Origin of the sequence: Hydrogenophaga sp. (genome assembly GCF_014773545.1) — a bacterium.
Classification (GTDB): Bacteria; Pseudomonadota; Gammaproteobacteria; order Burkholderiales; family Burkholderiaceae_C; genus Hydrogenophaga.
On the sequence record NZ_SDDV01000007.1, the window covers coordinates 85709 to 110305 of the forward strand.

The following is a 24597-nucleotide window of genomic DNA, read 5'->3' on the forward strand; positions in this document are numbered from 1 at the left end:
GCGCGCTCAGCCTCTCAGTCGGGCCGGGTCTTTTTGTCCGGCGCGTTCAAGCGGCAGTGCCAGCGGTCCGCCCGCGTGAGCGTGCCTTGCTGCTCGAGCAGGCGCAGGCCGCGCGAGACCGATTCACGGCTGCTGCCCAGCAGGGCGGCCAGCGCTTGCTGGCTGGGCAGCCGGATCATCGGGTGGCCTTGCTCGAGCGCCATCAGTTGCAGGCTGAGCAAGAGTTGTTCGGTCACGGTCTTGCTGTGCATCACATGGGCCCAGTCGGCCAGATGCCCGTGCGCGGCGGCCATGTTTTCGTGCACAAGACGGAGCAAGGCCGGGTCGAGCCGGCCCAACCGGTACAGGTCGGCGACCCGGATTTCGCACAGCCGCCCACTCGAGAGCGCCCGCACGCCAAGCGGGTTGCGCTGCCCCAGCAGGCCGTAGGTTCCCAGCAAATGGCCCTGGCTGAACAGGGCCACCGGCCGTTCGCTGCCGTCGCTGCCGCGTCGCGTGGCCTGCAGCGTGCCCAGCTTGACGCTGCCGAGCAGCGCCGCCACCTCGCCTTGCTGCTGCAAGATGTCGTGCTTTTGAAACGAGCGTTCACGAATCGCCGCCGCCAGCGGCTCGGGGCAGGCCGCGTTGACGCTGGATATCGGGCAGCGCGTGCGCGCGGCGCAAAACTGGCAGCGCTCCAATGGGCTGCTGGCTCGCGGGGCTAAGGCGGGGGGCTGCGCAGGCGCCATCGGTGAGCATGAAGTCGGGATGCGACAGTAGCCTTTGGCAAGGCCGGTGAGCGCGCTCTTGGCGCGGCATTTTGTAAGTTATGTGACCCCGGCATTTTCATGAGCCCGAATTAAGCCGCTGCAGGTCGGGCGTGGCGGTCGGCTGCCGAGCGAAAAATGTCGTATGCGTCACATTGAACGCAAATATCGCTCGCGTTCGGCGCTAGATCTGTCGATCAGTGAAACCACAGACTGAAAAATGTCATGCTTTGATCCGATTCGACAACATTGAACTTGACGGGATGGACACTGCACATGGCGCATGAATTCGATACATCGGCTTTGCCGAGTGGGTTGGCCGCGCTCAAGGCGATTGCCGAGCACAGCGGCAATATGGTGGTGCTGACCGATCGCCAGCGCCGCATCGTCTGGGTCAATCAGGCCTACACGCGCGGCACCGGCTGGACGCTGGCCGACTGCGCAGGCAAGCGTGCGGCTGAGTTTTTGCACGGGCCGCTGACCGACAAGCTGGAAGCCGCGCGGTTGAGCGGCCGCTTGATGCGGGGCGAGTCGATCAGTAATTTCGAGCTGACCAACTACAAAAAATCGGGTGAACCGTTCACCGTATCGATCAACATCGATCCGGTGCGCGAGCGCACGGGCGAAGTTCAGTGCTACATCTCGATTCAGTCAGACGTCAGCCAGCGGCGTCAGTCGGAGCTGGAACTGGCGCAACTGCGCCAGCGGCTCGAGCAGGCCCAGCGTCTGGCTGGAATCGGGCGCATCGAGCCCCAAATGCGCAGCGACCAGACGCGCTGGTCGAGCCAGGTCTTTCGTCTGCTGGGGCAGGTGCCGGACGAGGAGCCGCGCAGTTTTTCAGACTTCATGCGCCACGTGCATCCCGACGATCTGCCCGCGCTGGAGCGCAGCGTGCAGGCTGCGCTTGAGACGGGTGACGAAGTCGACGTCGAGTTTCGCGTGCTGGACGCAGCGAAACAGTGTCGCTGGGTGCGCTGCCGCGGCGTGCCGCACGCCGAAGCCGCCCGCTACACGCTGCCCCGCTCCTGGATGATTCAGGACATCAGCAGCTACCGGCAGCGCATGCAAGACGAGAGCCAGCGCAGTGAGGAGCTGGAGCGGACGGTGCAGGCGCGCACGCACCAGTTGCAAGAGTCGAACCGGGCGCTGGAGGCGTTTTCCTATTCGCTGGCGCACGATTTGCGTTCGCCCTTGCGCCACATGACCAGCTTTGCCGAACTGCTCAAGGAAGGCCTGGGCCCGGCGGCCGGGCCCGACTGCCAGTTGTATTGCGACAAGATCGTGCAGGCGGCGGCCAGGATGCACAGCCTGGTCGATGGCATGCTCTCGTTTGCCCGGCTCGGCAACGCCGGCATGCATGTGAGGACGGTGGACGTGAACGCCGTCGTGCGTGAGGTGGTGCAGGAGTTGAAGCGCGACTTTGGCTGGCGTCCGGTTGTCTGGCGCATCGCGCCTGATCTGCCGCTGGTCAGCGCCGACCCGGTGCTGTTGCGCGAGGTCTGGGTCAACCTGCTCAACAACGCGCTCAAGTATTCGGCGCAGCGCGAGCGCAGCGAGGTCGAGGTGGGCTGGCGGGCCAGTGCGGGCGGCTGTGAGTTTTGGGTGCGCGACAACGGCGTGGGCTTCAACCCGGACCATGCCGGCAAGCTGTTTGGCATGTTCCAGCGGCTGCACCGGGAGCTGCACTTCGAAGGAACGGGCATCGGTCTGGCGCTGGTGCGCCGCATCGTCGAGGGCCACGGCGGGCGCGTCTGGGCCAGCTCACAAACCGGCCAGGGGGCCTGCTTTTATGTTTTTCTGCCGCAGCGGGATGCATATGCGCCTGTCTTGTCCTTGGCTGGCGAAGCCGAAGGGCGCGCGACGAGCGCGGACTGAGGCAAACTGGACCGAGAACCGATGAGAAACAAGCAAGCTGGCACCGAGCGTGAGCGCGAATTCGGTGCCGACCAGACCCTGATGTCGGCCACCGACCTCGAGAGTCGAATCACCTACGCCAATGCCGCGTTCGTCTCGATTAGCGGCTATTCGATCCAAGAGCTGCTCGGCCAACCACATAAGCTGGTGCGCCACCCCGACATGCCGGCGGCTGCTTTTGCCGACATGTGGGCCACACTCAAGGCCGGCTTGAGCTGGACCGGATTGGTTAAAAACCGCTGCAAGAACGGTGACTTCTACTGGGTGCGCGCCAACGTGTCGCCGATGGTCAGAGACGGCCGTTTGGTGGGCTGCATTTCGGTGCGCACCAAGCCGCAAAATTTTGGCGCTCAACGCTGCGGTGGAAGCCGCGCGCGCCGGCGAGCAGGGCCGTGGCTTTGCGGTGGTGGCCAGCGAAGTGCGCAACCTGGCGCTGCGCAGCGCGAACGCGGCCAATGAAATCAAGACCTTGATTGGCGAGAGTGTGGACAGCGTGCAAGCCGGTGCAGACTTGGTGGGGCAAAGCCGCTCGGCCATGGACCAGATCGTGCGACAGATTCGGCACGTAGATGACATGCTCGACGCCATCAGCGCTTCGGCGCAGGAGCAGGCACACGGGGTTTGCGAGGTCAACCTAGCCGTTGGTGAGCTCGACCGCGTGACGCAACAAAATGCGGCATTGGTCGAGCAGACGTCGGCGGCGGCCAACTCCTTGCGAGCACAAGCTGAGCTGCTCAACCGGGCGGTGCGGGTGTTTGTGTAGTCCGCCAGAGACAATTGGAATCTGACCCCGGTTATCCCCGCAGCGCGCGCCAGAGCAGGCGCGGCAGATCGCGGCGGCCCAGGGTCGGGCGGCTTTGCCAACTGCGGTGCTCCAGGGCGGCGAGGCGTTCGATGATGCGCAGCCCCCCCTGCACCACCAGGCGCAGCTCCCAGCCGGCGCGGCCAGGGACGCGGCGCGCCAGCGGCGCGCCTTGGAGCAGCAGGTCGCGGGCATGGGCGCACAGCTCAGCCACCAGCGTTTGCTGCGCCAGGGCGTCGCAAGGCCGCGAGACGCTGTTGTCAGCGAGAAAATCTTCCATCCGCAGGCCGTGGCCTTGCAGCGCGTCGCTGGGCAGGTAGCAGCGCCCGCGCGGCAGGTCCAGACTGAGGTCTTGCCAGAAATTGATGAGTTGCAAGGCGCTGCAGATCTGGTCGCTTTGCTGCAGCGACAGCGCGTCTTGCACGCCGTACAGGTGCAGCAGCAGCCGGCCGACCGGGTTGGCTGAGAGGCGGCAGTAGTCGAGCAGCTCGGCCATGCTGGCGTAACGCTGGCCGCTGGCGCTGCGGCGCACGTCTTGCTCGAACGCACTCAGCAGGTCATGCAGCAAAGCGGTCGGCAAAGCGTACTCCCGGATCGCCCGATCCAGAGAACTATTGCTTCCTTCGTTGAGCATCTGGCGGCAGGCAGCGAGACGGGTCAGGCGTTCGGACGCGCTGGCCTGGCCTTCGTCGGCGATGTCGTCCGCCGTGCGGGCAAAGCGGTAAATGGCCAGCACCGCCGGACGCAGCCGCCGCGGGCACAAGAAAGAGGCGACGGGGAAGTTTTCGTAATGGCTCACGCCGGCCGTGAAGGCCGCCAGCGGCGGCGTGGATGGCTGGTGGAGCGGGGCATCGGTGCTTGAATCGGACATGAGGGCGCGCTGCCCAGCGGGCGGCGGTGTTGGGTGGGAGTTCGGCGTCTTGACCCGATTGTCCTTGCCTGGCCTTGCTGGCGGGACTGATTGCCGCGCTGCCCTGGCTGGTTTTGCACAGCGCCTGCTTGTGCAGTTCCTATCCGACCGTATCCGGCCAGGGTTGGCAGTGCAGCAGATACAATGAAAGGTTGAAAAAAAGTGCAAAACGAATGGCCTGTCCGGTTCTGGGCGGGGTGTTTGGGTGCTGTGTAGGCGCGCGGGTGGCGAAATCGGTAGACGCACCAGGTTTAGGTCCTGACGGTGGCAACACTGTGGGGGTTCGAGTCCCCCCCCGCGCACCAACTTGCTGAAGAACCCTTATTGCAGGTCTGCCAGAGCGGCTGGCGGGCTTGCTTTTTTTTGGAGAAAACCATGACCGTGCATGTTGAAACCCTGGAAAAGCTCGAGCGCAAGATCACTTTCACGCTGCCCACCGCTGTGATCGATGGTGAGGTTGCCAGCCGCTTGCGGCGTCTGGCGCGCGAGGTCAAGCTGGACGGCTTTCGTCCTGGCAAGGTGCCGGTGAACGTGATCGCGCAGCGCTACGGGTATTCGGTGCAGTACGAGGTGCTCAACGACAAGGTCAGCGCCGCCTTTGCCGACGCCGCCCAGCAAGCCCAGTTGCGTGTGGCCGGCGCGCCCAAGATCACCGAAAATGCAGCCGCCCCCGAAGGACAACTGGCCTTTGATGCGGTGTTCGAGGTCTATCCCGAGGTCAAACTCGGTGCGCTTGCCGACCTGACGGTGGAGAAAGTGGTGGTGGAGGTGGGCGAGGCCGCGATCGATCGCACGCTGGATATATTGCGCAAGCAGCGCCGCACCTTTGCCCAGCGCGAGCCGGCTCAGGTGGCGCAGGACGGCGACCGCGTCAGCATCGACTTTGAGGGCAAGGTCGACGGCGAGTCGTTCGAGGGCGGCAAGGCCGATGCGTTTGAGTTCATCGTCGGCGACGGCCAGATGCTCAAAGAGTTTGAAGACGCGGTGCGCGGCATGAAGGTCGGCGAGTCCAAGACGTTCCCGCTCGCGTTCCCGGCCGACTACCACGGCAAAGAGGTGGCGGGCAAGTCGGCTGACTTCATGGTCACGCTCAACAAGATCGAAGCCGCCGAGCTGCCGGCGGTGGACGAGGCGCTGGCCCGGGCGCTCGGTATTGCCGAGGGCACGGTCGAGGCCATGCGCACCGACGTGCGCAAGAATCTGGAGCGCGAAGTCAAGCGCCGCGTGCAGGCGCGCAACAAGCAAGCTGCGCTGGACGCGCTGTCGGCCCAGGCCGAGCTCGATCTGCCCCAATCGGCGGTGCAGGCCGAGCTGGACCGCTTGGTCGAGGCGGCCCGTGCCGACCTCAAGCAGCGCGGCGTTCCCGATGCCGAGAAGGCGCCGATTCCACGCGAGATGTTTCTTCCCCAGGCCGAGCGCCGCGTGCGCCTGGGCCTGGTGGTGGCTGAACTGATGCGCGCGCACGACCTGCGTGCCCGACCCGAGCAGGTCCGGGCGCACGTCCAGGAATTGGCGGCTTCGTATGAGAAGCCGGCCGAAGTGCTGCGCTGGTACACCAGCGACAAGGCCCGCATGGCCGAGGTCGAAGGCGTCGTGATGGAAAACAACGTCACCGACCTCATCTTGTCGCAGGCCCGGGTGACTGAGAAGGTGCAGAGCTTTGACGAATTGATGGGCTCGTCCTGATCCTCAGCCGGTTTTTCACCCCCTGACGCAGGCCCTGTGTATTGGGCTGGCTGGCGGATGGCGGCAGCGGGGTCAAGTCGGCAGGGTTAAAGTAGCGGGCGCGGCCATGGTTTGGCCGCAACACACGGAGAAAAAGGCATGAGCGCAATGGACATTCAAGGCCTGGGCATGGTGCCCATGGTGATCGAGCAGTCGGGCCGGGGCGAGCGCGCCTACGACATCTATTCGCGCCTGCTCAAAGAGCGCGTGATTTTTCTGGTTGGCCCGGTCAATGACCAGTCGGCCAATCTGGTGGTGGCGCAGTTGCTGTTTCTGGAGAGCGAAAACCCCGACAAGGACATTTCGTTCTACATCAATTCGCCGGGCGGCTCAGTCAGCGCCGGTATGGCGATTTTTGACACCATGAATTTCATCAAGTCCGACGTCTCGACGCTGTGCATAGGCATGGCCGCCAGCATGGGTGCTTTCCTGTTGGCCGCCGGTGCCAAGGGCAAGCGCTATTCGCTGCCGAATTCCAAGGTCATGATTCATCAGCCGCTGGGTGGCACCCAGGGCCAGGCGACCGAAATCGAGATCCACGCGCGCGAAATCCTCAAAACCCGCGAACAGCTCAACAAGATTTTGGCCGATCGCACCGGCCAGCCGCTGGAGAAGATCGAGCGCGACACCGAACGCGACTACTACCTGTCGGCGCACGAGTCGGCCCAGTACGGCCTGATCGACAAGGTGATCGACAAGCGTCCCGGCCAGTCCTGATCTCCTTCGGTCGCCGCGCCCACGCCCTTGCGGCTTGGATTACCATTGTTACCACCCACATTCACCGCCCAACCCGACCCTGCTCATGGCCGATAAAAAAGTCGCCTCCGGTGAAAAAACGCTCTACTGCTCGTTTTGTGGCAAGAGCCAGCACGAGGTCAAGAAACTGATCGCCGGCCCTTCGGTGTTCATTTGTGACGAGTGCATTGCATTGTGCAACGACATCGTGCGCGACGAATTGCCCAGCCAGGCCGCAGGCAAGGCTTTGGGCGACGATGTGCCCACGCCGTCAGCTCTCAAGTCCAACCTGGACGGCTACGTGATCGGCCAGTCGGCGGCCAAGCGCGCGCTCGCGGTGGCGGTCTACAACCACTACAAGCGGCTGCGCCACAAACGCACGGCGCGCAAGGATGAGGTCGAACTGACCAAGAGCAACATTTTGCTGATCGGCCCAACCGGCTCGGGTAAGACCTTGCTGGCCCAGACCATGGCGCGCATGCTCAACGTGCCCTTCGTCATGGCTGACGCCACCACGCTGACCGAGGCCGGCTACGTGGGCGAAGACGTGGAAAACATCATCTCCAAGCTGCTGCAGAGCTGCAGCTATGACGTCGAGCGGGCACAGCAAGGCATCGTCTACATCGACGAGATCGACAAAATCACCCGCAAGTCGGACAACCCATCGATCACGCGCGACGTCTCGGGCGAGGGCGTGCAGCAAGCGCTGCTCAAGCTGATCGAAGGCACCATGGCGTCGGTGCCGCCGCAGGGCGGGCGCAAGCACCCGAATCAGGATTTTCTGCAGGTCGACACCACCAACATCTTGTTCATTTGCGGCGGCGCCTTCGCCGGTCTGGAAAAAATCGTAGAAAATCGGACCGAAGCCTGCGGCATGGGCTTTGGCGCGCAGGTCAAGAGCAAGCAGCAGCGCAGCCTGAGCGAGACTTTCAAGGAAATAGAGCCTGAAGACCTGATCAAGTACGGACTAATCCCCGAGTTGGTCGGCCGCCTGCCCGTGGTCGCCGCGCTGGCCGAGCTCAGCGAGGAGGCTCTGGTCGAAATCCTGACCGAACCCAAAAATGCCGTGGTCAAGCAGTTTTCTCAGTTGCTGTCGATGGAGGGCGCTGAATTGGAAGTTCGTCCGGCGGCCCTGAAGGCGATTGCGCGCAAGGCGCTGGCGCGAAAAACCGGTGCGCGCGGTCTGCGCTCTATCCTGGAAAATGCGCTGATCGACACCATGTTCGATTTGCCTGGCCTGAACAACGTCGAAAAGGTGGTGGTGGAAGAGTCAACCATAGTGGAGAACAAACCGCCCTTGCTGGTCTACCGCGAGGCGGCCAAGCAGGCCTGAGTCGCTGCCGGCGTACACCGGCGCCGGCGTTTAATTTGTCTGCGGGGCAGCTTGATTGCGTCGGCGTCAGCCCCACCTGCCCATTTTGTCGAGGTTGATATGTCAGAACAAACCCCTTTGCCCAGCACGCCGGTCGAGCTGCCCCTGCTGCCTTTGCGCGACGTGGTGGTGTTCCCGCACATGGTGATCCCGCTGTTCGTCGGGCGCCCCAAGAGCATCAAGGCGCTGGAAGCGGCGATGGAGGCCGAGCGGCGCATCATGCTGGTGGCACAAAAGGCCGCCGCCAAGGATGAGCCGTCCACTGCCGATATGTTCGAGATGGGCTGTGTGGCGAGCATCTTGCAAATGCTCAAGCTGCCTGATGGCACCGTCAAGGTGCTGGTCGAAGGCGTGCAGCGTGCCAAGGTGCAGACCATCACCGAAGGCCAGACGCACTTTGTCGCCCACGTCACGCCGGTCGATCCGCAGCTCGAGCACGCCCAGGCGTCGGCCACTGAACTGGAGGCGTTGCGGCGCGCGGTAATGCAGCAGTTCGACCTGTATGTCAAGCTGAACAAGAAAATTCCGTCCGAGATTCTGACTTCGATCTCCAGCATCGACGACCCCGGTCGGCTGGCCGACACCATTGCCGCGCACCTGCCGCTCAAGCTGGAGTCCAAGCAACTGGTGCTCGATCTGGACCCGATCAACAAGCGGCTGGAAAACCTGTTCGAGCAGCTCGAGCGCGAGGTCGACATTCTCAACGTCGACAAGAAAATCCGCGGTCGCGTCAAGCGTCAGATGGAGAAGAACCAGCGCGACTTCTACCTCAACGAGCAGGTCAAGGCGATCCAGAAAGAACTGGGCGAGGGCGAAGAAGGCGCCGACGTCGACGAGATCGAGAAGAAAATAAAGGCCGCCAAAATGCCGGTCGAGGCGCGCAAAAAAGCCGAGGGCGAGTTGAAAAAGCTCAAGCTGATGTCGCCCATGTCGGCCGAGGCGACGGTGGTGCGCAACTACATCGACGCGCTGGTGGCCTTGCCCTGGAGCAAGAAAACCAAGATCAAGCACGACCTGGCGTTTGCCGAGCGCGTGCTCAACGAAGATCACTACGGCCTGGAGAAAGTCAAGGACCGGATTCTGGAATACCTTGCGGTGCAGCAGCGCGTCGACAAGGTCAAGGCGCCCATTCTGTGCCTGGTCGGTCCGCCCGGTGTGGGCAAAACCTCGCTCGGCCAGTCGGTCGCCAAGGCCACCGGTCGCAAGTACGTGCGCATGGCGCTGGGCGGCATGCGCGACGAGGCCGAAATTCGCGGCCACCGCCGCACCTACATCGGCGCCATGCCGGGCAAGGTGCTGCAAAGCCTGGGCAAGATCGGCACCCGCAACCCGCTGTTCTTGCTCGATGAGATCGACAAGCTGGGTACCGATTTTCGCGGCGATCCCTCCAGTGCGCTGCTCGAGGTGCTGGATCCGGAGCAGAACCACACTTTTGCCGATCATTACGTCGAGGTCGATTTCGATTTGTCCGACGTCATGTTCGTCGCCACCTCGAACTCACTGAACATTCCGCCGGCCTTGCTCGATCGCATGGAGGTGATTCGACTCTCGGGTTATACCGAGGACGAAAAAGTCAATATTGCCTCGCGTTATTTGCTGCCCAAGCAGTTGAAGAACAATGGCATTCGCGCCGGTGAGCTTGAGCTGCGCGAAGAGGCGGTGCGCGACATCGTGCGCTACTACACGCGCGAAGCGGGGGTGCGCTCGCTCGAGCGCGAGTTGTCGAAAATCTGCCGCAAGGTCGTCAAGGGCCTGCTGCTCAAGAAGTACCAGCCCACGGTGGTGGTCGATGCGGACAATCTGAACGACTTTTTGGGCGTGCGCAAGTTCAGCTACGGCCTGGCCGAACTGCAAAATCAGGTCGGTCAGGTGATGGGTCTGGCCTGGACCGAAGTGGGCGGCGATCTGCTGACGATAGAGGTTGCGATCATGCCGGGCAAAGGCGTCATCACCCGCACCGGCTTGTTGGGCGACGTGATGAAAGAGTCGGTCGAGGCGGCTCGCACCGTGGTGCGCAGCCGGGCACGCCTGCTGGGTATCAAGGACGAACAGTTCGAAAAGCGCGACATCCACATTCACGTACCCGACGGCGCCACACCCAAGGACGGGCCCAGCGCCGGTGCGGCCATGGCCACGGCGCTGGTGTCTGCCCTGACCGGAATCCCGGTGCGGGCTGACGTGGCGATGACGGGTGAAATCACGCTGCGCGGCGAAGTCACGGCGATCGGCGGTTTGAAGGAGAAGCTGCTGGCGGCTTTGCGCGGCGGCATCAAGACCGTCATCATCCCGCAAGAAAACGTCAAGGACTTGGCCGAAATCCCAGACAACGTCAAACAGGGGCTGGAGATCGTGCCGGTCAAGTGGATCGACAAGGTGCTGGCGATCGCGCTGGAGCGCGCACCGCGTGCCTTGACCGATGAAGAGTTGGCAGCGCAAGCGCTCGCAGCAGCCGTGGTCACGCCGCCCGCGCCGGTGTCGGATGCGCTCAAGCACTGAAGCTGAAAACGGCTTGGTTTTTCTGGTGCGTGTTCTTTTTTTTGGGTTAGAATGCAAGGCTTCTGACAAAAGCCAGAAACATCGCCAGAAACATGCGGGAATAGCTCAGTTGGTAGAGCGCAACCTTGCCAAGGTTGAGGTCGCGAGTTCGAGTCTCGTTTCCCGCTCCAGCATTCAAAGGGAAGTCCGACTTCCCTTTTTTGTCGATTTTTGTCGATGTCAGGGCGGTTGATTTTCAGCCGCCTTGCACGGGGCGCGATAGCAAAGCGGTTATGCAACGGATTGCAAATCCGTCTAGCCCGGTTCGACTCCGGGTCGCGCCTCCAGTTGCCAGGTGGTGGCAAAAAATGCGGGAATAGCTCAGTTGGTAGAGCGCAACCTTGCCAAGGTTGAGGTCGCGAGTTCGAGTCTCGTTTCCCGCTCCAGTTTCTGCATTCTGACTGGGTGAATCGGCTGACCTTGCTGCGTTCGCTCTGAAGGCCGACTGTGGCTCGACCTGAGACAATCCCCACTGGGCCTCGATGGTGAAATAGGTAGACACAGCGGACAAAAAATCTGTTTTGTCAAGTCTTTTTTGCTCATGCCGCCAGGGAAAAAAATCAGCAGTGACAATGGGTTGCGAGCATCAAAGGTGTAGCTTTGTGATTCGCCGTTATGGCCAGGAGCCAAGCAGGAGCCAAGCCGGAGCCAACAGAAAGTGGTGTAGGCTCCAAAGCATCATGTAATGCCCGAGTGGTGAAATCGGTAGACACAAGGGACTTAAACAATTTGAGCCTTCGGGGGGAAACGCCCGAAGTGAAGCCCGTCAAAGTCGGCGAAAGCCCTGGATGCTCCGGCATCCGAGCCAACGCCGAGCCAAGCCCAAGCCTGATAGATGGGAAGGTGTAGAGAGCAGACGGCGGGCACCTACGGCCCAAGGCTATGGTGAAGGCGTGCTCCAGACCACGAACAGCGCATGCGCTGGCGGCGAAAGCCGAAGGGGTAAGAAAATCCCTCGACCTCGCGGTCGTGCCGGTTCGATTCCGGCCTCGGGCACCAATTCAAGCCGCTTCCTTGCGGGAGCGGCTTTTTATTTTGGTGCGCCCGGCGCGGGCGCACATCTGCGGGTGCAAGTCCCGCTGGCATTCACCGTGTGTCGAGTTCCGTGCGATTGCGTCCCTCGTCGCAGCCGGCCGCTCGTGGGCGCAGCGGCGGGCCAAAGCGCTGCGAACGGCCGCTTAATCCAGCCCCAGTTGTTGCGTCCAGTAGCGCAGCTTGGCCAGCGTCCAGCCCATTTCACGGGCGCTGCGCGACTGGTTCCAGCGGTTGCGCTTGAGCAGTTGTTCGAGCTGTTCGCGGTCAGGCGCGCCGGCTTCCATGCTGGGCAGTTGAATCGACTCAGCCTCGAGCGTGGGGCCGGGGTAGAGGGTCATGGCTCGTTCCAGAATGTTTTCCAGCTCGCGGACATTCCCGGGGAATTCGTAGCGCCCGAGCAATTGGAGTGCCGCTGGGGTGATGCAGGGGGCGGCGGCTTCGCCGTTGCGTTGTGCCAGGCGCTCGAGCAGGGCGCGCACGAGTTCGGCAAGGTCATTGCGCCGCTCGCGCAGGGGCGCAATGCGGAGTTCGATCACGTATTCTGATTCGATCAGCGTCTGCGGTATGGCGCCGCAGTTGACGGCCACGAATGGGCCATCGGCCCGGTGGCTGCAGGCGTGCAGGGAGCGCGCCACAAGCTCCTTGCCCGTGCCTGATTCGCCCAGCACCAGTTCCAGGCCCAGGCCGTCGGGCAGGCGCATGTCGGTGATGAGCAGGTCGTACGCTTGCTGCGCCAGGTAGTGCCGCGCCTGGGCCAGATCGGCGGCCGCATCCACCTGGTAACCGACCTTGAGCAGAGTCAGCTCATAAAGCGTACGAAGGTCGGGCTCATCGTCAACAACCAGCAGGCGATGGGGTTGGGGCATCGGCCGAGTTTAAAACAGGATCAGGACGTCAAACTGCGTCGTCCATCATGAAGCCCCCATCGTTTTGCGCTGCAAGCCCGCGTTGCGTGCCATGCAAGACAGCTCGTGGGATCGCCTTTGTTGCAGCAAGCATGACTCCAGGTCTGCTATTGATCCGGCCCGGTGAAGTATCAACCGTTCGCCCTGAGCTTGGCCTGTCCTGAGCTGGTCGAAGGGTCGAAGGGCTTCCTTCGACAAGCTCAGGACAGTCGGAAATACAAGCTCAGCCCGAACGGAACTCAAGATTTCACCGGGCCGGAGCAATAGGAGTCAAGCGAAAGAGAGCTGTGCGGTTTGCCGCGCGCACCGGCATATGATCTAAGGTGTTGGCTCAGCGGAAAACCTGCTACAGCAAGCTGCATCCAAGCTCGGCGTTACCCCGGTGCGGACTTCATGCTCTGGCTTAAAATCTCCCGTTTCCCCGCCTAAGGGCGCACCGGTTCGAGGCAGCAGCATCGATCGCTGATTTTTTCCGACTTCACCGCTTCAGTGAGCTCTCATGACTCGAGATAACGCGCCTTTTGAAATTCATGTGCATGGCGATGTGAGCCTGCGCCAAGACGTGGTGTTCAGCCAGATTCAGGATGCACTCAAGCCCTTGTGGCAGTACGCCGGCGCCCGCTCGCTGGCGGCCGCGGCAGAAAGCGCTTATGAAGATGAGCCGGGCATTCGCTTCGACGCCGCTGCCCATGTGCTGCAGATTTGCTGGACCGTCCCCGGCGACGAGGACTTTCGCCAGGTGATCGAAGAGGCTTGCATGGGGCTGAACGAAATTACCGCCGCGGGCGCAGCGCTGGAAGTCTCGTTCTACGACACCGAATACGACGAGGAAGACCAGTCGAGCGAGGAAGATGCGCGCGACGACTTCCTGATGTGCTTTGTCGGCCCGACCCCGGCCGCCATCATGCAGGTGCAGCGCGATCTGCTGGTGCAGGACGTGGTGCACGTGATGGAGCGGCACTTTGACGCCGCCGAGCTCGATGGGGTAGTCGCTGCCGTGGACAAGCTGTTTGGCGAGCGTTTTGACGCGCTGGAGAATTCGATGCGACTGGGCCGCCCGCCGCGTGGCCATGGCGGTTCATCGGGCCACGGCGGATCGCGCAAGCCTCGTCATCTGCACTGAGAAGTGCCCTCTTTTCGTTGGGCTTAGCCTCTTATTGATCCGGCCCGGTGCAGTCTTGACTTCCGTTTCGGCTGAGCTTGTATTTCCGACTGTCCTGAGCTTGTCGAAGGAAGCCCTTCGACAGGCTCAGGGCGAACGGTTGATACTTCAGCGGGCCGGATCAATAGCCTCTCAGACCTGGAGCGGGCTGGCCTGGCCTGCGTTGGCCAGCCAGCGCTGTGCGGCGCGTGTCAACGCCACCGGATCGCCGGTGCTGAGCAGCTTCAGGGCTGCGGGCTTGCTGCTGGCACCGGCTGCCAGGCCGAGCAGCGCGCGCGTGCGGAGCGCCACCGGGGTGCCGGTCTCTATCAGCGACACGGCCGGCCCGCACAAGGCGCCGAGCTGCTCGCTGGCAAAGGGGTAATGCGTGCAGCCCAGCACCAGTGTATCGATCGGGCCGGATTCGGGTGCCGCCGTCTGCAAGGCGTCAATGTAGCGTTCGCACAGCGCTTGTGTGGCGGTCAGATCGCCGCGTTCTATTGCGTCAGCCAGGCCGTCGCAGGGCTGACAGAGAAAGTGCAGCGGCCGCGCGCTGTCGCTCTCGGTGCGGCGGCGCAGTTGTACAAAGCGCGCGCTTTGCAGCGTGCCGCGTGTGGCCAGCACGCCGATGCGGCCGCTGTGGCTGCGTGCGGCAGCCGGTTTGAGGGCCGGCTCGACACCCACGATGGGCAGGTCGGGGTGATGTTGGCGCAGGCTGTCGATCGCCAGCGCGGTCGCTGTATTGCAGGCCACCACCAGCGCGTCGATGGCGTGGCGCTGGCGCAAGGCGTTGGCGATGCGCTGTGTGCGCTCGACCACCTGCCAACTGTGGCGCTCGCCATAGGGCGCGTGGCTGCTGTCGGCCAGATAGACGAAGCGCGCGCCGGCAATCTCAGCCAACAGAGCGCGCAGCACGCTCAGGCCGCCGACCCCGCTGTCGAAGACGCCAATGGTTTTCAATTGCGTTGGATCGCTATACCTTTGAACTCGCCGCTGGCGATGCGGCGCTGCCACTGCGCCGGGCCGCTGATGTGGACGCTGCTGCCGCCGGCGTCCACTGCTACCGTGACCGGCATGTCGACCACCTCGAACTCGTAAATAGCCTCCATGCCGAGGTCGGCAAAACCCAGCACGCGGGCCGACTTGATCGCCTTGGACACCAGGTAGGCCGCGCCGCCCACCGCCATCAAATAGGCGCTTTGATGCTTTTTGATCGCCTCGATGGCGAGCGGGCCACGCTCGGCCTTGCCTATCATGGCGATCAGGCCGGTTTGTGCCAGCATCATTTCGGTAAAGCCGTCCATGCGGGTGGCGGTGGTCGGGCCGGCCGGACCAACCGCTTCGTCCCGCACCGGATCGACTGGGCCGACGTAGTAGATGACCCGGTTGTTAAAGTCCACCGGCAGCGGCTCCCCGCGTTGCAGCAGTTCCTGGATGCGCTGGTGCGCAGCATCACGCCCGGTCAGCATTTTTCCGTTGAGCAGCAAGGTGTCGCCGGGTTGCCAACTGGCCACCTCGGCCTTGCTCAGGGTGTCGAGATAGACCCGTTTGCTGTTTTGCGTGTTGGGCGTCCAGGTCAGCTCGGGCCACAGATCCAGGCTCGGTGGGTCCAGGTAGACCGCTCCACTGCCGTCGAGCACGAAGTGCGCGTGGCGGGTGGCGGCGCAGTTGGGGATCATGGCCACCGGCTTGCTGGCGGCGTGCGTCGGGTACATCTTGATCTTGACGTCGAGCACCGTGGTCAGGCCGCCCAGGCCCTGCGCGCCAATACCCAGGGCGTTGACCTTCTCGTACAACTCCAGCCGCATGCGCTCGACCGGGTCGAGCTGGCCGCCCTGCGCGGCCTTGGCTTGCAATTCGTGCATATCAAGGTCGTCCATCAGGCTTTCCTTGGCCATCAAAACCGCCTTTTCGGCCGTGCCGCCAATGCCAATGCCCAGCATGCCGGGCGGACACCAGCCCGCGCCCATGCCGGGAACGGTTTTGAGCACCCAGTCGATCACGCTGTCGCCGGGGTTGAGCATCGCCATTTTGCTTTTGTTTTCCGATCCACCCCCCTTGGCCGCCAGCGTGACCTCGACCGTGTTGCCGGGAACGATTTCGGTAAAAATCACCGCCGGCGTGTTGTCCAAGGTGTTCTTGCGTGCGAACTGCGGATCGGCCACGACGCTGGCGCGCAGCGGGTTGTCCGGGTTGCGGTAGGCGCGGCGCACGCCCTCGTTGATAGCGTCGTCCAGGCTGCCGGAAAATCCCTCCCAGCGCACGTCCATGCCAACTTTCAAAAACACATTGATGATGCCGGTGTCCTGGCAGATCGGGCGTTTGCCCATCGCGCTCATCTTGCTGTTGGTCAGAATCTGCGCCATCGCGTCTTTCGCGGCGGCGCTTTGCTCGCGCTCGTAGGCGCGCGCGAGATGGGCAATGTAGTCGGCCGGGTGGTAGTAGCTGATGTACTGCAGCGCGGCGGCCACCGAGTCGATCAGGTCTTGTTGGCGAATGGTGCGGGTCATGGGGGTGCCTTCGTGAGAGTTGTCGGTCTGGCCGCGCGGCGATCAAGCGCCGCAGGCAGTCTGAGCACAGGGTGTTCGCAACACCCTGGGGCTGCTGCCTTGCCGCTTCAAGCCCTTGGACGGGGTCTGTGTTTTGCCGCCAGAGGCTGTGCTGCAAGCCGCATTTTAAAAGTCCCCGAATGGCTTGGGCCGGCGTCGTTTCTCGATGTAAACAATCCTGGATAATGCGTAAGAAGTGCGTAAGCCACTTTGAGCACATTCTGAGGCTCACCTGTTTCGAATCAACACTGGAGACTGCCCATGTCATCTGCTTCGTCCGCCATTCAATCTACCCTGATCGAAAATCGTGTTTTCGAGCCCAGTGCGGCAAACGTTGCGGCGGCGCGCATTTCCGGCATGGATGCCTATCACGCGCTGTGCGCCGAGGCGGACGCCGATTTTGAGGGTTTCTGGGCCCGGCTGGCGCGCGAAACGCTGCACTGGAGCAAGCCCTTCACCCGGGTGCTCAACGAATCGAACAAACCTTTTTACACGTGGTTCGAAGACGGGGAGATCAACGCTTCCTACAACTGCCTGGATCGCCACATGGGCACCCCGGTGGAAAACAAGACCGCCATCATCTTCGAGGCCGACGGCGGCGAAGTGACCCGGGTGACCTACAAAGAGCTGCTGACCAAGGTGTCGCAGTTTGCCAATGCACTGAAGTCGCGGGGTGTTAAAAAAGGTGATCGTGTGGTCATCTACATGCCGATGACGATTGAAGGCGTGGTGGCCATGCAGGCCTGCGCGCGCATCGGCGCCACCCACAGCGTGGTGTTTGGCGGTTTTTCGGCCAAGGCCTTGCAAGAGCGCATTCAAGACGCTGGCGCCGTCGCTGTCATCACCTCCAATTTTCAGTTGCGCGGTGGCAAAGAGCTGCCGCTGAAGGCGATTGTGGATGACGGCATCGCCCTGGGCGGCTGTGAGTGCATCAAGAACGTGATCGTGTTCCAGCGCACGCAGACCACAGTCAACATGGTGGCCGGGCGCGATCATTTCATGCACGAATTGATGGCGGTTCAGTCCAGCGACTGCCCGGCCGAGATAGTTGGCGCCGAGCATCCGCTGTTCGTGCTCTACACCTCCGGATCGACCGGCAAGCCCAAAGGCGTGCAGCACAGCACCGGCGGCTACTTGCTGTGGGCCAACCTGACCATGCAATGGACCTTTGACCTCAAGGACGACGACATTTTCTGGTGCACCGCCGATATTGGCTGGATTACCGGCCACAGCTACGTCGCCTACGGGCCGCTGGCCGCCGGTGCGACCCAAATCGTCTTCGAGGGCGTGCCCACCTACCCGAACGCCGGGCGCTTCTGGCAGATGATAGAGCGCCACCAGTGCAGCATTTTCTACACCGCCCCGACGGCGATCCGCTCGCTCATCAAGGCCGCCGAAGGCGATGAGAGGGTGCATCCAGCGCGCTCCAACCTGAGCAGCCTGCGCCTGCTGGGCTCGGTCGGCGAGCCGATCAACCCTGAAGCCTGGATGTGGTACTACAAGCACGTCGGTGGCGAGCGCTGCCCGATCGTCGACACCTTCTGGCAGACCGAGACCGGCGGCCACATGATCACGCCGCTGCCGGGCGCCACGCCGCTGGTGCCGGGTTCGTGCACGCTGCCCTTGCCGGGCATCAGCATCAGCGTCGTCGATGAAACCGGCAACGACGTGCCCAACGGCGCTGGCGGTATCCTGGTGGTCAAGAAGCCCTGGCCGTCGATGATCCGAACCATCTGGGGTGACCCCGAGCGATTCAAGAAGAGTTATTTCCCCGAGGAGCTCAAGGGTTATTACCTGGCCGGCGACGGCGCGGTGCGCAGCATAGACCGCGGCTACTACCGCATCACCGGCCGCATCGACGACGTGCTCAACGTCTCAGGCCACCGCATGGGAACGATGGAGATCGAGTCGGCGCTGGTTGGCAAGACCGATCTGGTGGCCGAGGCCGCCGTGGTGGGGCGTCCGGACGATCTGACGGGTGAGGCGATTGTTGCGTTTGTCGTGCTCAAGCGCTCGCGCCCGACCGGCGACGAGGCCAAGGCGATTGCCAAGGAATTGCGCGACTGGGTGGCCAAGGAGATTGGTCCGATCGCCAAGCCAAAAGACATTCGTTTTGGCGACAACCTGCCCAAGACGCGTTCGGGCAAAATCATGCGCCGCTTGCTGCGTTCGATTGCCAAGGGTGAGGTCATCACTCAGGACACCTCGACGCTGGAAAATCCGGCCATTTTGGATCAGTTGTCGGAAAACAACTGATTCGCCACGGACGCTTCAAACCTGGCCGCAGTGGGCCAGGCAAGAAAAAATCCCTCGCTAGCGAGGGATTTTTTCTGGGGCAAAACACCTTATCGGGTAGCCAAAATCCAAACCGCCAAGCGCCTGGCTTCGGCTTCATTGACTTGCGGGCTAGGTGGCATCGGGATGGGTCCCCAGACGCCTGAGCCGCCGCGGATGATCTTGCCGGCCAGCAACTCGGGGGCGCGGGCGTTGCCGGCGTAGCGCTGGGCAATATCCCGGAACGAAGGGCCAACCATTCTTCTGTCGACGGCGTGACAGGCCATGCAGTTCTTGCTCCTGGCCAAAGCATCTTCAGCGGGGACGGTAGAAGACAGCGCAGGGGCTGAGAAAATGCTGGCTGCAGCCAGGATAAAGAGAGCGCGTTTCATGGGCAAGTTCTCGCGGTGGGGTTGAGCGTTGATAATGGTCTCATTCTATCGATTCGCTCGCGGCGCTGCTTGTCTGCAGTGCATTTTGCTTCTGCAAGAACAACTTTAGGCGGAGGGCTGTGATGTATTTCATGATGCTTGGCGTTGGCCTGCTGTTGCTGAAGTACTTAGGCCTTGGCTTCGTGGCCGACTGGTCTTGGTGGCTGGTGCTGTCGCCATTTGCCATGGCGCTGGCCTGGTGGGCCTGGGCCGACGCCTCTGGCTATACCAAGCGTCGGGTGATGGAGAAAATGGAGCAGAAAAAACAGGCTCGGATCGACCGCCAGCGCAAATCGATGGGGCTCAAGACCAAGCGCTGACGTTCAGCGTGGCCCAGCCAGCCAGCCAGGGCCTGAGCCCGGTCATGGGATACGGAGTCCCAAGGCGAGGTCGACCCCCTCTGCTCTGGTTGCGCTTTAACCTGCCGCCAGCGCTGCCGTGTTTTCGTGCGCTGGCCGCCTGGGCCAGGGGCCGCTGCCGCCGCGTGCGGGCACAATAGCCCCCATGCTGATTCATCCCCACATCGATCCTGTCGCGCTGCAAATCGGGCCCTTGTCTGTCCACTGGTACGGGCTGACCTATCTGCTGGGCTTTGCTTTGTTTTTCTTGCTGGCCACGCTGCGCCTGCGCCACCAGCCCTTTGCCAGCGTGACCCAGCCGCAGCCCTGGACGCGGCGCGACGTCGAAGACATTCTGTTTCTCGGTGTTCTGGGCGTGGTAGGGGGCGGGCGCCTGGGGTACTGCCTGTTTTACAAGCCCGCTTATTACCTGGCCAATCCGCTCGAGATATTCGCCATCTGGGATGGCGGCATGAGCATTCACGGCGGCATGATCGGGGTCATGCTGGCCATGTTCTGGTACGCGCACAGCCGCCAGCGGACGTTTTTGCAGGTGATGGATTTTGTCGTGCCCTGTGTGCCCACCGGAGTGGCGTCAGGGCGGCTGGGTAACTTCATCAACGGCGAGCTCTGGGGCCGGGTGGCCGATCCGTCGCTTCCCTGGGGCATGGTGTTTCGGGGCGCCGGTGACCTGCCGCGCCACCCATCGCAACTCTATCAATTGCTGCTCGAAGGCTTGCTGCTGTTCGTGCTGCTGTGGCTGTACGCACGCAAGCCGCGCGCCGTGGGTCAGGTTTCGGCGGCCTTTTTGTTCGGTTATGGCGTCTTTCGCTTCATTGCCGAGTTTTTCCGAGAGCCCGACGCCCACCTGGGTCTGCTGGCGCTGGGCATGAGCCTGGGTCAGTGGCTGTGCGTGCCTATGATTCTGGGTGGTGCGGCGCTGTGGTGGTGGTGCGGCCAGCGCGCCGCATCGGCTGTCGGAGCGCTGCGGTGACGTCGCCTGCTGGCCTGGGCGGCGCCCGGGTGGGCTGCGTGCTGCAAGCGGGTGTGGCCCGCGTCACGCTGTGCCACCCAGGCAAGTTCAACGCCATGTCGCGCGCCATGTGGCGCCAGTTGCGCACGGTGTTCGAGCAAATTGCTGCCACTGAGTCCTTGCGCTGTGTGCACCTCAGCGGTGCCGACGGCCACTTTTGCGCCGGTGGCGACATTTCCGAGTATCCGGACTTTCGGTTCCAAATCAACGAGCTGCACGATTTTCATGAGAATGAAGTCTGGGCCGGCTTGTCTGCCATGCTGGCCTGCGACGTTCCCATCGTGGCGCAAATTGCCGGCAACTGCATGGGCGCCGGGCTGGAGATCGCCAGTTGCTGCGATCTGCGTCTGGCGGGCGCGTCCGCCCGCTTGGGTGCGCCGATTGCGCGTCTGGGTTTTCCGATGGCACCGCGCGAAGCGCAGTTGCTGGTGCGAGAGGTCGGGTGGGCGACGGTGCGTGAGATGTTGTTGCAAGCCGCCGTGCTCGACGCCGCCGAGATGAAGGCGCGCGGTTTTCTGCACGCCGTGTACGGCGATGCCGAGTTGCTGGAGCAGGCGCAGGCGCGGGTGCAGCAATTGCTGACGCTGGCACCGCAGGCCGCACGTCGGAACAAACGCAGTTTGCGCGCGCTGGCGGCCGCTACTTGCGTTGAGTCCACCCCGCTTGACGCCTACGACTACGCCGACAGCGCCGAGCAGCGCGAAGGCATCGCGGCCTTTTTGAGCAAGCGGCGCGCCCGGTTCTGAACTCAGGGACGTGAGCCACGACCCTGCGCGCTTGCTGTGCGCCTCATCAGGGTCAAAAATCCATCGGTTTTATTTGTCCCATCAAGCGCGCAACAGCAGTCGCGCAAGGGCATGGGCAGGATGCAGAAAAAGCCCTTGCGCGAGAACGACAAAACGCGGCTTGCTTGAGCCGCGCCTGACAAACGAAACACGGGGTGATCAGCGCAGCACCAGCACCGGGGTGTGCGAGTGCGTCAGCACCTGCTGCGTTTCACTGCCCAGCAGCAAGCGCTTGATGCCGCGTCGGCCGTGCGAGGCCATCACGATCAGGTCGCATTTGTGGCGCTTGGCGGTAGCGATGATCGCTTCGGCGATCAGGTCAGATTTGACCGTCACCGGTTTGACCTTCACCTCGCGCAACTGTCCGGCCGATTTGACCGCGTTCACCACACCCATGGCTTCGTCCTGCCACTGCTTCTCGATCCGGGCCACCTCGGGCGCTGCCAGGGACACGCCGCCCTCGAAGTAAGTCTGCGGATAGCACGGAACGACTTTGAGCGCCACCACCTCGGCGCCGGTCAGGTCGGCCAGGTCGATTGCTTGTTCGACCGCTTGTTCGGAAAGTTTGGAGCCGTCGGTGGCCACCAGGATGCGTTTGTACATACTCGCTACCTCAGAAATTGCAGAGCTCGAGACTAACAAATAACAACCGATTCTGTTTGAGAAAAATCAATCGGGCGCGCGGCTTATTCCGTTATCCTCGGGGCCATGAACGAGGCTGCCCCTACGCCCCCGCTGGGGTTGACTTCTGACTACCCAGTGCCGTCGGCCCTGTCGGAGCCCACCAGGCCAGCGGCTGCAGAGTCTGCGGCTTGGTTGGGTATGCACCGCGGGCCCTTGCAGGTCGATGATGATTTTTCCGTGCTCGACGACCCGCTCGAGCAGCAGGAATTCACCGATTTCAGCGAGCAAGACGGCCGCCCCGGCGCCGACTCGGTGCTGATGGTGCAGGGCATGTATTGCGCCGCCTGTGCCGACACAGTCGAATACGTGCTGCGCGATGTGCCCGGCGTGCGGCGCGCCCAGGTGCACGCCGCCACCCGGCGCCTGAGTCTGTCCTGGGATCCGGCGCTGACCCGACTGTCTGTCTTGGCGCGCCTGGTCGGCCAGACCGGCTACCGCCTGCTGCCTATGCAGCAAGCGCTCAGCGTGAGCGAGCGCGTGGCCGAGACGCGGCGCGAGCTCTGGCGCCTGTTCGTGGCTGGTTTTTGCATGATGCAGGTCATGATGTACGCGTGGCCGTCGTTCGTCACCGAGCCAGGAGAAATCCCGAGCGACCTCTATCAGTTGCTGCGCTGGGCCAGTTGGGTGCTGAGCCTGCCGGTCATGCTGTTTGCCGCCACGCCGTTTTTCAGCAACGCCTGGCGCGATCTCAAGCTCGGCCGCATCGGCATGGACACGCCGGTATCGGTCGGTATTTTGGTCACCTTCGTCGCCAGCAGCGCTGCCACCTTCGATCCCAGCGGCCCCTGGGGCAAGGAAGTCTGGTTCGACTCGCTGACCATGTTCGTCTGGTTTTTGCTCGGTGCGCGCTACCTCAGCTTCAAGGCGCGCGACAGCACCGCCGGCGCCCTCGACAGCCTGATGAACCGATTGCCCGATCTGTGTGAGCGCCAGCGAGAAGACGGCGCTTATGAGAAGGTTTCACTGCGTCGGCTGAACAAGGGCGACATCGTGCGGGTGCATGCCGGTCAGGCGTTTCCGGGCGATGGCGAGGTCGTGAGCGCCTCAGTCAGCGTCGATGAGGCTTTGCTGACCGGCGAGTCACGTCCGATCACGCGCCTGCGAGGCGATTCGGTGGTGGCCGGCAGCTTCAACCTGGGTGGGCCGGCGCTGGTGCGCATTCGTCAAATCGGCCGCGACACCCGTTTTGCGCAAATCGTCAACTTGATGCAGCAGGCCTCGACCGAGAAGCCGCGGCTGGCGATCCTGGCCGATCGGATTGCCGCGCCTTTTCTGGTGGCGGTGCTGATTGCCGCTGCCGGCGCTGCCTGGTACTGGTGGCACATCGACCCATCCAAAGCGCTGGCGGTGGCGGTGGCGGTGCTGATCGTCACCTGCCCCTGCGCGCTGGCGCTGTCGACGCCGTCGGCCATGCTGAGTTCGGCCGGTTGGCTGGCGCGACGCGGCATTCTGGTGCGGCGTTTGCAGGCTTTTGAGGCGCTGTCCAACATCAACACCGTGCTGTTCGACAAGACCGGCACCCTGACCAAAGATCGGCTGGTCTTGCACGCCGTGCAGGTGCGAGCGGGTGTCTCGCGCGAACAGGCGCTGGCACGGGCGGCCGAGCTGGCGGCGGCTTCGCTGCATCCGGTCTCGCGCGCGCTGGCGCAGGCGGCGTTGGCGGAAAATCAAGCCCAGATCGGGCCGTCCCAGTGGGATGAAATGATCGAAGTTGCCGGCCAGGGCATGCACGCCAAGGCCGCGGCGGGGCACTGGCTGCGTCTGGGCTCGGCGGCCTTTTGCCAGGTGCCCGAAGCGGCAAGGGGCAACCCCGACAGCCCACACGCCTATCTGAGCGATCAAGACGGCTGGCTGGCCCGCTTTGAGCTGCAAGAGGGGGTGCGGCCCGACGCGCAGGAAGCGGTAGCGGCCTTGCGCGCCATGGGTGTGCGAACCTGGCTGCTCTCGGGCGACCGCGAAGCGGCGGCGCAATGGGTCGCTCAGGCGGTCGGCGTCGACCATGTCATCGCCGGCGCCTCGCCCGAACAAAAATTGGTCGAGTTGGTGGCGCTGCAAGCGCAGGGCAGAAAAATTGCCATGGTCGGCGACGGGCTCAACGACGGCCCGGTGCTGGCGCGCGCCGACACTTCCTTTGCGCTGGGTCACGCCGCGCCGCTGGCGCAAGCCCACTCCGACTATGTGATCCAGAGCGGGCAGGTGATGGACGTGGTCGACACCTTGCGCCAAGCGCGCCTGACCATGCGCATCGTGCGGCAAAACCTGATTTGGGCCGCCAGCTACAACACCTTGGCGGTGCCGATGGCCGTGGCCGGCTGGATGCCGCCTTGGGCGGCTGGCCTGGGCATGGCGGCCAGCTCGCTGTTGGTGATTGGCAACGCGATGCGGCTGTCTCGGCAGCCCATGAGCCGAAAATTTACCGCAAGCGACCTGTCACCCGGGCAGAACGCCCCGCAATCAGCGTAGCATCGCTGCCGAGCCGAAAGCACTCCAATGGAAATACTGTACCTACTGATCCCGATTTCGGTGGTGCTGGTGATCTTCATCATCGCTCTGTTCTGGTGGGCCCTGCAGGGCGGTCAGTTCGACGACGTCGAGCGCGAAGGCGAACGAATCCTGCGCGAAGATTGAGACGGTTTGACTTGAGTCAAATCGCCGAGCAAGGTTCCCGAAGAGACTACACTCG

The 24597-nt window shown here is 63.0% G+C and carries 20 protein-coding genes, 4 tRNA genes and 1 pseudogene; 18 read left to right on the forward strand and 7 right to left on the reverse strand.

The window, feature by feature from the left end:
* Nucleotides 1–14 precede the first annotated feature (14 nt).
* A complete protein-coding gene (locus tag EST26_RS07085; protein ID WP_291066536.1) occupies nt 15–680 on the reverse strand; it encodes a Crp/Fnr family transcriptional regulator in 666 nt (221 codons plus the stop codon).
* A 342-nt stretch (nt 681–1022) separates the two neighbouring features.
* Between EST26_RS07085 and EST26_RS07090 the strand changes: the two genes are divergently transcribed.
* The 3 genes and pseudogenes from EST26_RS07090 to EST26_RS07100 all read left to right on the forward strand — a co-directional run.
* A complete protein-coding gene (locus EST26_RS07090; protein WP_291066538.1) occupies nt 1023–2621 on the forward strand; it encodes an ATP-binding protein in 1599 nt (532 codons plus the stop codon).
* Between the two features lie 81 nt (nt 2622–2702).
* Nucleotides 2703–3119 (forward strand): PAS domain-containing protein, encoded by a 417-nt coding sequence (locus tag EST26_RS07095; RefSeq protein WP_291066587.1) that lies wholly within the window; start codon nt 2703–2705, stop codon nt 3117–3119.
* A pseudogene (locus EST26_RS07100) lies at nt 3001–3417 on the forward strand (methyl-accepting chemotaxis protein); the annotation flags it as partial. The gene EST26_RS07095 and the pseudogene EST26_RS07100, both read left to right, overlap by 119 nt.
* Before the next feature lie 37 nt (nt 3418–3454).
* Here EST26_RS07100 and hpnC read toward each other — a convergent pair.
* Nucleotides 3455–4333, reverse strand: coding sequence for a squalene synthase HpnC (gene hpnC, locus EST26_RS07105; protein WP_291066541.1), 879 nt, complete (start codon nt 4331–4333; stop codon nt 3455–3457).
* A 257-nt stretch (nt 4334–4590) separates the two neighbouring features.
* Here hpnC and EST26_RS07110 point away from each other — a divergent pair.
* From EST26_RS07110 to EST26_RS07145, 8 genes are all read left to right on the forward strand, one after another.
* A tRNA-Leu gene (locus EST26_RS07110) sits at nt 4591–4677 on the forward strand.
* 70 nt (nt 4678–4747) lie between these two features.
* A complete protein-coding gene (tig, locus tag EST26_RS07115) occupies nt 4748–6058 on the forward strand; it encodes a trigger factor (protein WP_291066543.1) in 1311 nt (436 codons plus the stop codon).
* Between the two features lie 138 nt (nt 6059–6196).
* On the forward strand, nt 6197–6814 hold the full coding sequence (gene clpP / locus EST26_RS07120) for an ATP-dependent Clp endopeptidase proteolytic subunit ClpP (protein WP_291066545.1): 618 nt from the start codon (nt 6197–6199) through the stop codon (nt 6812–6814).
* A gap of 85 nt (nt 6815–6899) precedes the next feature.
* The gene (clpX, locus tag EST26_RS07125; RefSeq protein ID WP_291066547.1) at nt 6900–8165 is read left to right on the forward strand and encodes an ATP-dependent Clp protease ATP-binding subunit ClpX; all 1266 of its coding nucleotides are present in this window, start codon (nt 6900–6902) and stop codon (nt 8163–8165) included.
* A 99-nt stretch (nt 8166–8264) separates the two neighbouring features.
* Nucleotides 8265–10700: an endopeptidase La gene (gene lon, locus EST26_RS07130; protein WP_291066548.1), complete on the forward strand. Its 2436-nt coding sequence runs from the start codon at nt 8265–8267 to the stop codon at nt 10698–10700.
* Nucleotides 10701–10794: 94 nt separating this feature from the next.
* Nucleotides 10795–10870: transfer RNA gene (locus tag EST26_RS07135), tRNA-Gly, on the forward strand.
* A gap of 82 nt (nt 10871–10952) precedes the next feature.
* Nucleotides 10953–11026 (forward strand) — tRNA-Cys (locus EST26_RS07140).
* 23 nt (nt 11027–11049) lie between these two features.
* Nucleotides 11050–11125 (forward strand) — tRNA-Gly (locus tag EST26_RS07145).
* A 792-nt stretch (nt 11126–11917) separates the two neighbouring features.
* Here EST26_RS07145 and EST26_RS07150 read toward each other — a convergent pair.
* Complete coding sequence (locus tag EST26_RS07150; RefSeq protein ID WP_291066549.1) at nt 11918–12640, reverse strand: sigma 54-interacting transcriptional regulator; 723 nt, start codon at nt 12638–12640, stop codon at nt 11918–11920.
* Nucleotides 12641–13178: 538 nt separating this feature from the next.
* Between EST26_RS07150 and EST26_RS07155 the strand changes: the two genes are divergently transcribed.
* On the forward strand, nt 13179–13802 hold the full coding sequence (locus EST26_RS07155) for a DUF6806 family protein (protein ID WP_291066551.1): 624 nt from the start codon (nt 13179–13181) through the stop codon (nt 13800–13802).
* A 171-nt stretch (nt 13803–13973) separates the two neighbouring features.
* On the opposite strand, the gene murI is transcribed toward EST26_RS07155, so the two are convergent.
* Complete coding sequence (gene murI, locus EST26_RS07160) at nt 13974–14780, reverse strand: glutamate racemase (protein ID WP_291066552.1); 807 nt, start codon at nt 14778–14780, stop codon at nt 13974–13976.
* A complete protein-coding gene (locus EST26_RS07165) occupies nt 14777–16330 on the reverse strand; it encodes a fumarate hydratase (RefSeq protein ID WP_291066554.1) in 1554 nt (517 codons plus the stop codon). The genes murI and EST26_RS07165 overlap by 4 nt, the downstream gene beginning before the upstream one ends.
* 300 nt (nt 16331–16630) lie before the next feature.
* Here EST26_RS07165 and acs point away from each other — a divergent pair, with 300 nt between their 5' ends.
* Nucleotides 16631–18625 (forward strand): acetate--CoA ligase, encoded by a 1995-nt coding sequence (gene acs / locus EST26_RS07170; protein ID WP_291066556.1) that lies wholly within the window; start codon nt 16631–16633, stop codon nt 18623–18625.
* A gap of 89 nt (nt 18626–18714) precedes the next feature.
* Here the strand turns inward: acs and EST26_RS07175 are convergent, their stop codons facing one another.
* Complete coding sequence (locus EST26_RS07175; RefSeq protein ID WP_291066557.1) at nt 18715–19035, reverse strand: c-type cytochrome; 321 nt, start codon at nt 19033–19035, stop codon at nt 18715–18717.
* 122 nt (nt 19036–19157) lie between these two features.
* Here EST26_RS07175 and EST26_RS07180 point away from each other — a divergent pair, with 122 nt between their 5' ends.
* From EST26_RS07180 to EST26_RS07190, 3 genes are all read left to right on the forward strand, one after another.
* Nucleotides 19158–19394: a TIGR04438 family Trp-rich protein gene (locus EST26_RS07180; RefSeq protein WP_291066559.1), complete on the forward strand. Its 237-nt coding sequence runs from the start codon at nt 19158–19160 to the stop codon at nt 19392–19394.
* A gap of 184 nt (nt 19395–19578) precedes the next feature.
* A complete protein-coding gene (lgt, locus tag EST26_RS07185) occupies nt 19579–20406 on the forward strand; it encodes a prolipoprotein diacylglyceryl transferase (protein WP_291066561.1) in 828 nt (275 codons plus the stop codon).
* Nucleotides 20403–21191, forward strand: coding sequence for an enoyl-CoA hydratase/isomerase family protein (locus EST26_RS07190; RefSeq protein WP_291066563.1), 789 nt, complete (start codon nt 20403–20405; stop codon nt 21189–21191). The genes lgt and EST26_RS07190 overlap by 4 nt, the downstream gene beginning before the upstream one ends.
* Before the next feature lie 198 nt (nt 21192–21389).
* On the opposite strand, the gene EST26_RS07195 is transcribed toward EST26_RS07190, so the two are convergent.
* Complete coding sequence (locus tag EST26_RS07195) at nt 21390–21833, reverse strand: universal stress protein (RefSeq protein ID WP_291066565.1); 444 nt, start codon at nt 21831–21833, stop codon at nt 21390–21392.
* A 219-nt stretch (nt 21834–22052) separates the two neighbouring features.
* Between EST26_RS07195 and EST26_RS07200 the strand changes: the two genes are divergently transcribed.
* Nucleotides 22053–24377, forward strand: a complete 2325-nt coding sequence (locus tag EST26_RS07200; protein WP_291066567.1) for a cation-translocating P-type ATPase — start codon at nt 22053–22055, stop codon at nt 24375–24377.
* 27 nt (nt 24378–24404) lie between these two features.
* The gene (gene ccoS / locus EST26_RS07205; protein ID WP_291066569.1) at nt 24405–24542 is read left to right on the forward strand and encodes a cbb3-type cytochrome oxidase assembly protein CcoS; all 138 of its coding nucleotides are present in this window, start codon (nt 24405–24407) and stop codon (nt 24540–24542) included.
* Nucleotides 24543–24597: the final 55 nt, after the last annotated feature.

What these genes read in the sequence shown, in the direction of transcription:
- EST26_RS07090 (WP_291066538.1), top strand. Translation starts at nt 1,023, where the DNA reads ATGGCGCATGAATTCGATACATCGGCTTTGCCGAGTGGGTTGGCCGCG.
- EST26_RS07095 (WP_291066587.1), top strand. Translation starts at nt 2,703, where the DNA reads ATGTCGGCCACCGACCTCGAGAGTCGAATCACCTACGCCAATGCCGCG.
- hpnC (WP_291066541.1), bottom strand. Translation starts at nt 4,333, where the DNA reads ATGTCCGATTCAAGCACCGATGCCCCGCTCCACCAGCCATCCACGCCG.
- tig (WP_291066543.1), top strand. Translation starts at nt 4,748, where the DNA reads ATGACCGTGCATGTTGAAACCCTGGAAAAGCTCGAGCGCAAGATCACT.
- clpP (WP_291066545.1), top strand. Translation starts at nt 6,197, where the DNA reads ATGAGCGCAATGGACATTCAAGGCCTGGGCATGGTGCCCATGGTGATC.
- clpX (WP_291066547.1), top strand. Translation starts at nt 6,900, where the DNA reads ATGGCCGATAAAAAAGTCGCCTCCGGTGAAAAAACGCTCTACTGCTCG.
- lon (WP_291066548.1), top strand. Translation starts at nt 8,265, where the DNA reads ATGTCAGAACAAACCCCTTTGCCCAGCACGCCGGTCGAGCTGCCCCTG.
- EST26_RS07150 (WP_291066549.1), bottom strand. Translation starts at nt 12,640, where the DNA reads ATGCCCCAACCCCATCGCCTGCTGGTTGTTGACGATGAGCCCGACCTT.
- EST26_RS07155 (WP_291066551.1), top strand. Translation starts at nt 13,179, where the DNA reads ATGACTCGAGATAACGCGCCTTTTGAAATTCATGTGCATGGCGATGTG.
- EST26_RS07165 (WP_291066554.1), bottom strand. Translation starts at nt 16,330, where the DNA reads ATGACCCGCACCATTCGCCAACAAGACCTGATCGACTCGGTGGCCGCC.
- acs (WP_291066556.1), top strand. Translation starts at nt 16,631, where the DNA reads ATGTCATCTGCTTCGTCCGCCATTCAATCTACCCTGATCGAAAATCGT.
- EST26_RS07175 (WP_291066557.1), bottom strand. Translation starts at nt 19,035, where the DNA reads ATGAAACGCGCTCTCTTTATCCTGGCTGCAGCCAGCATTTTCTCAGCC.
- EST26_RS07180 (WP_291066559.1), top strand. Translation starts at nt 19,158, where the DNA reads ATGTATTTCATGATGCTTGGCGTTGGCCTGCTGTTGCTGAAGTACTTA.
- lgt (WP_291066561.1), top strand. Translation starts at nt 19,579, where the DNA reads ATGCTGATTCATCCCCACATCGATCCTGTCGCGCTGCAAATCGGGCCC.
- EST26_RS07195 (WP_291066565.1), bottom strand. Translation starts at nt 21,833, where the DNA reads ATGTACAAACGCATCCTGGTGGCCACCGACGGCTCCAAACTTTCCGAA.
- EST26_RS07200 (WP_291066567.1), top strand. Translation starts at nt 22,053, where the DNA reads ATGCACCGCGGGCCCTTGCAGGTCGATGATGATTTTTCCGTGCTCGAC.
- ccoS (WP_291066569.1), top strand. Translation starts at nt 24,405, where the DNA reads ATGGAAATACTGTACCTACTGATCCCGATTTCGGTGGTGCTGGTGATC.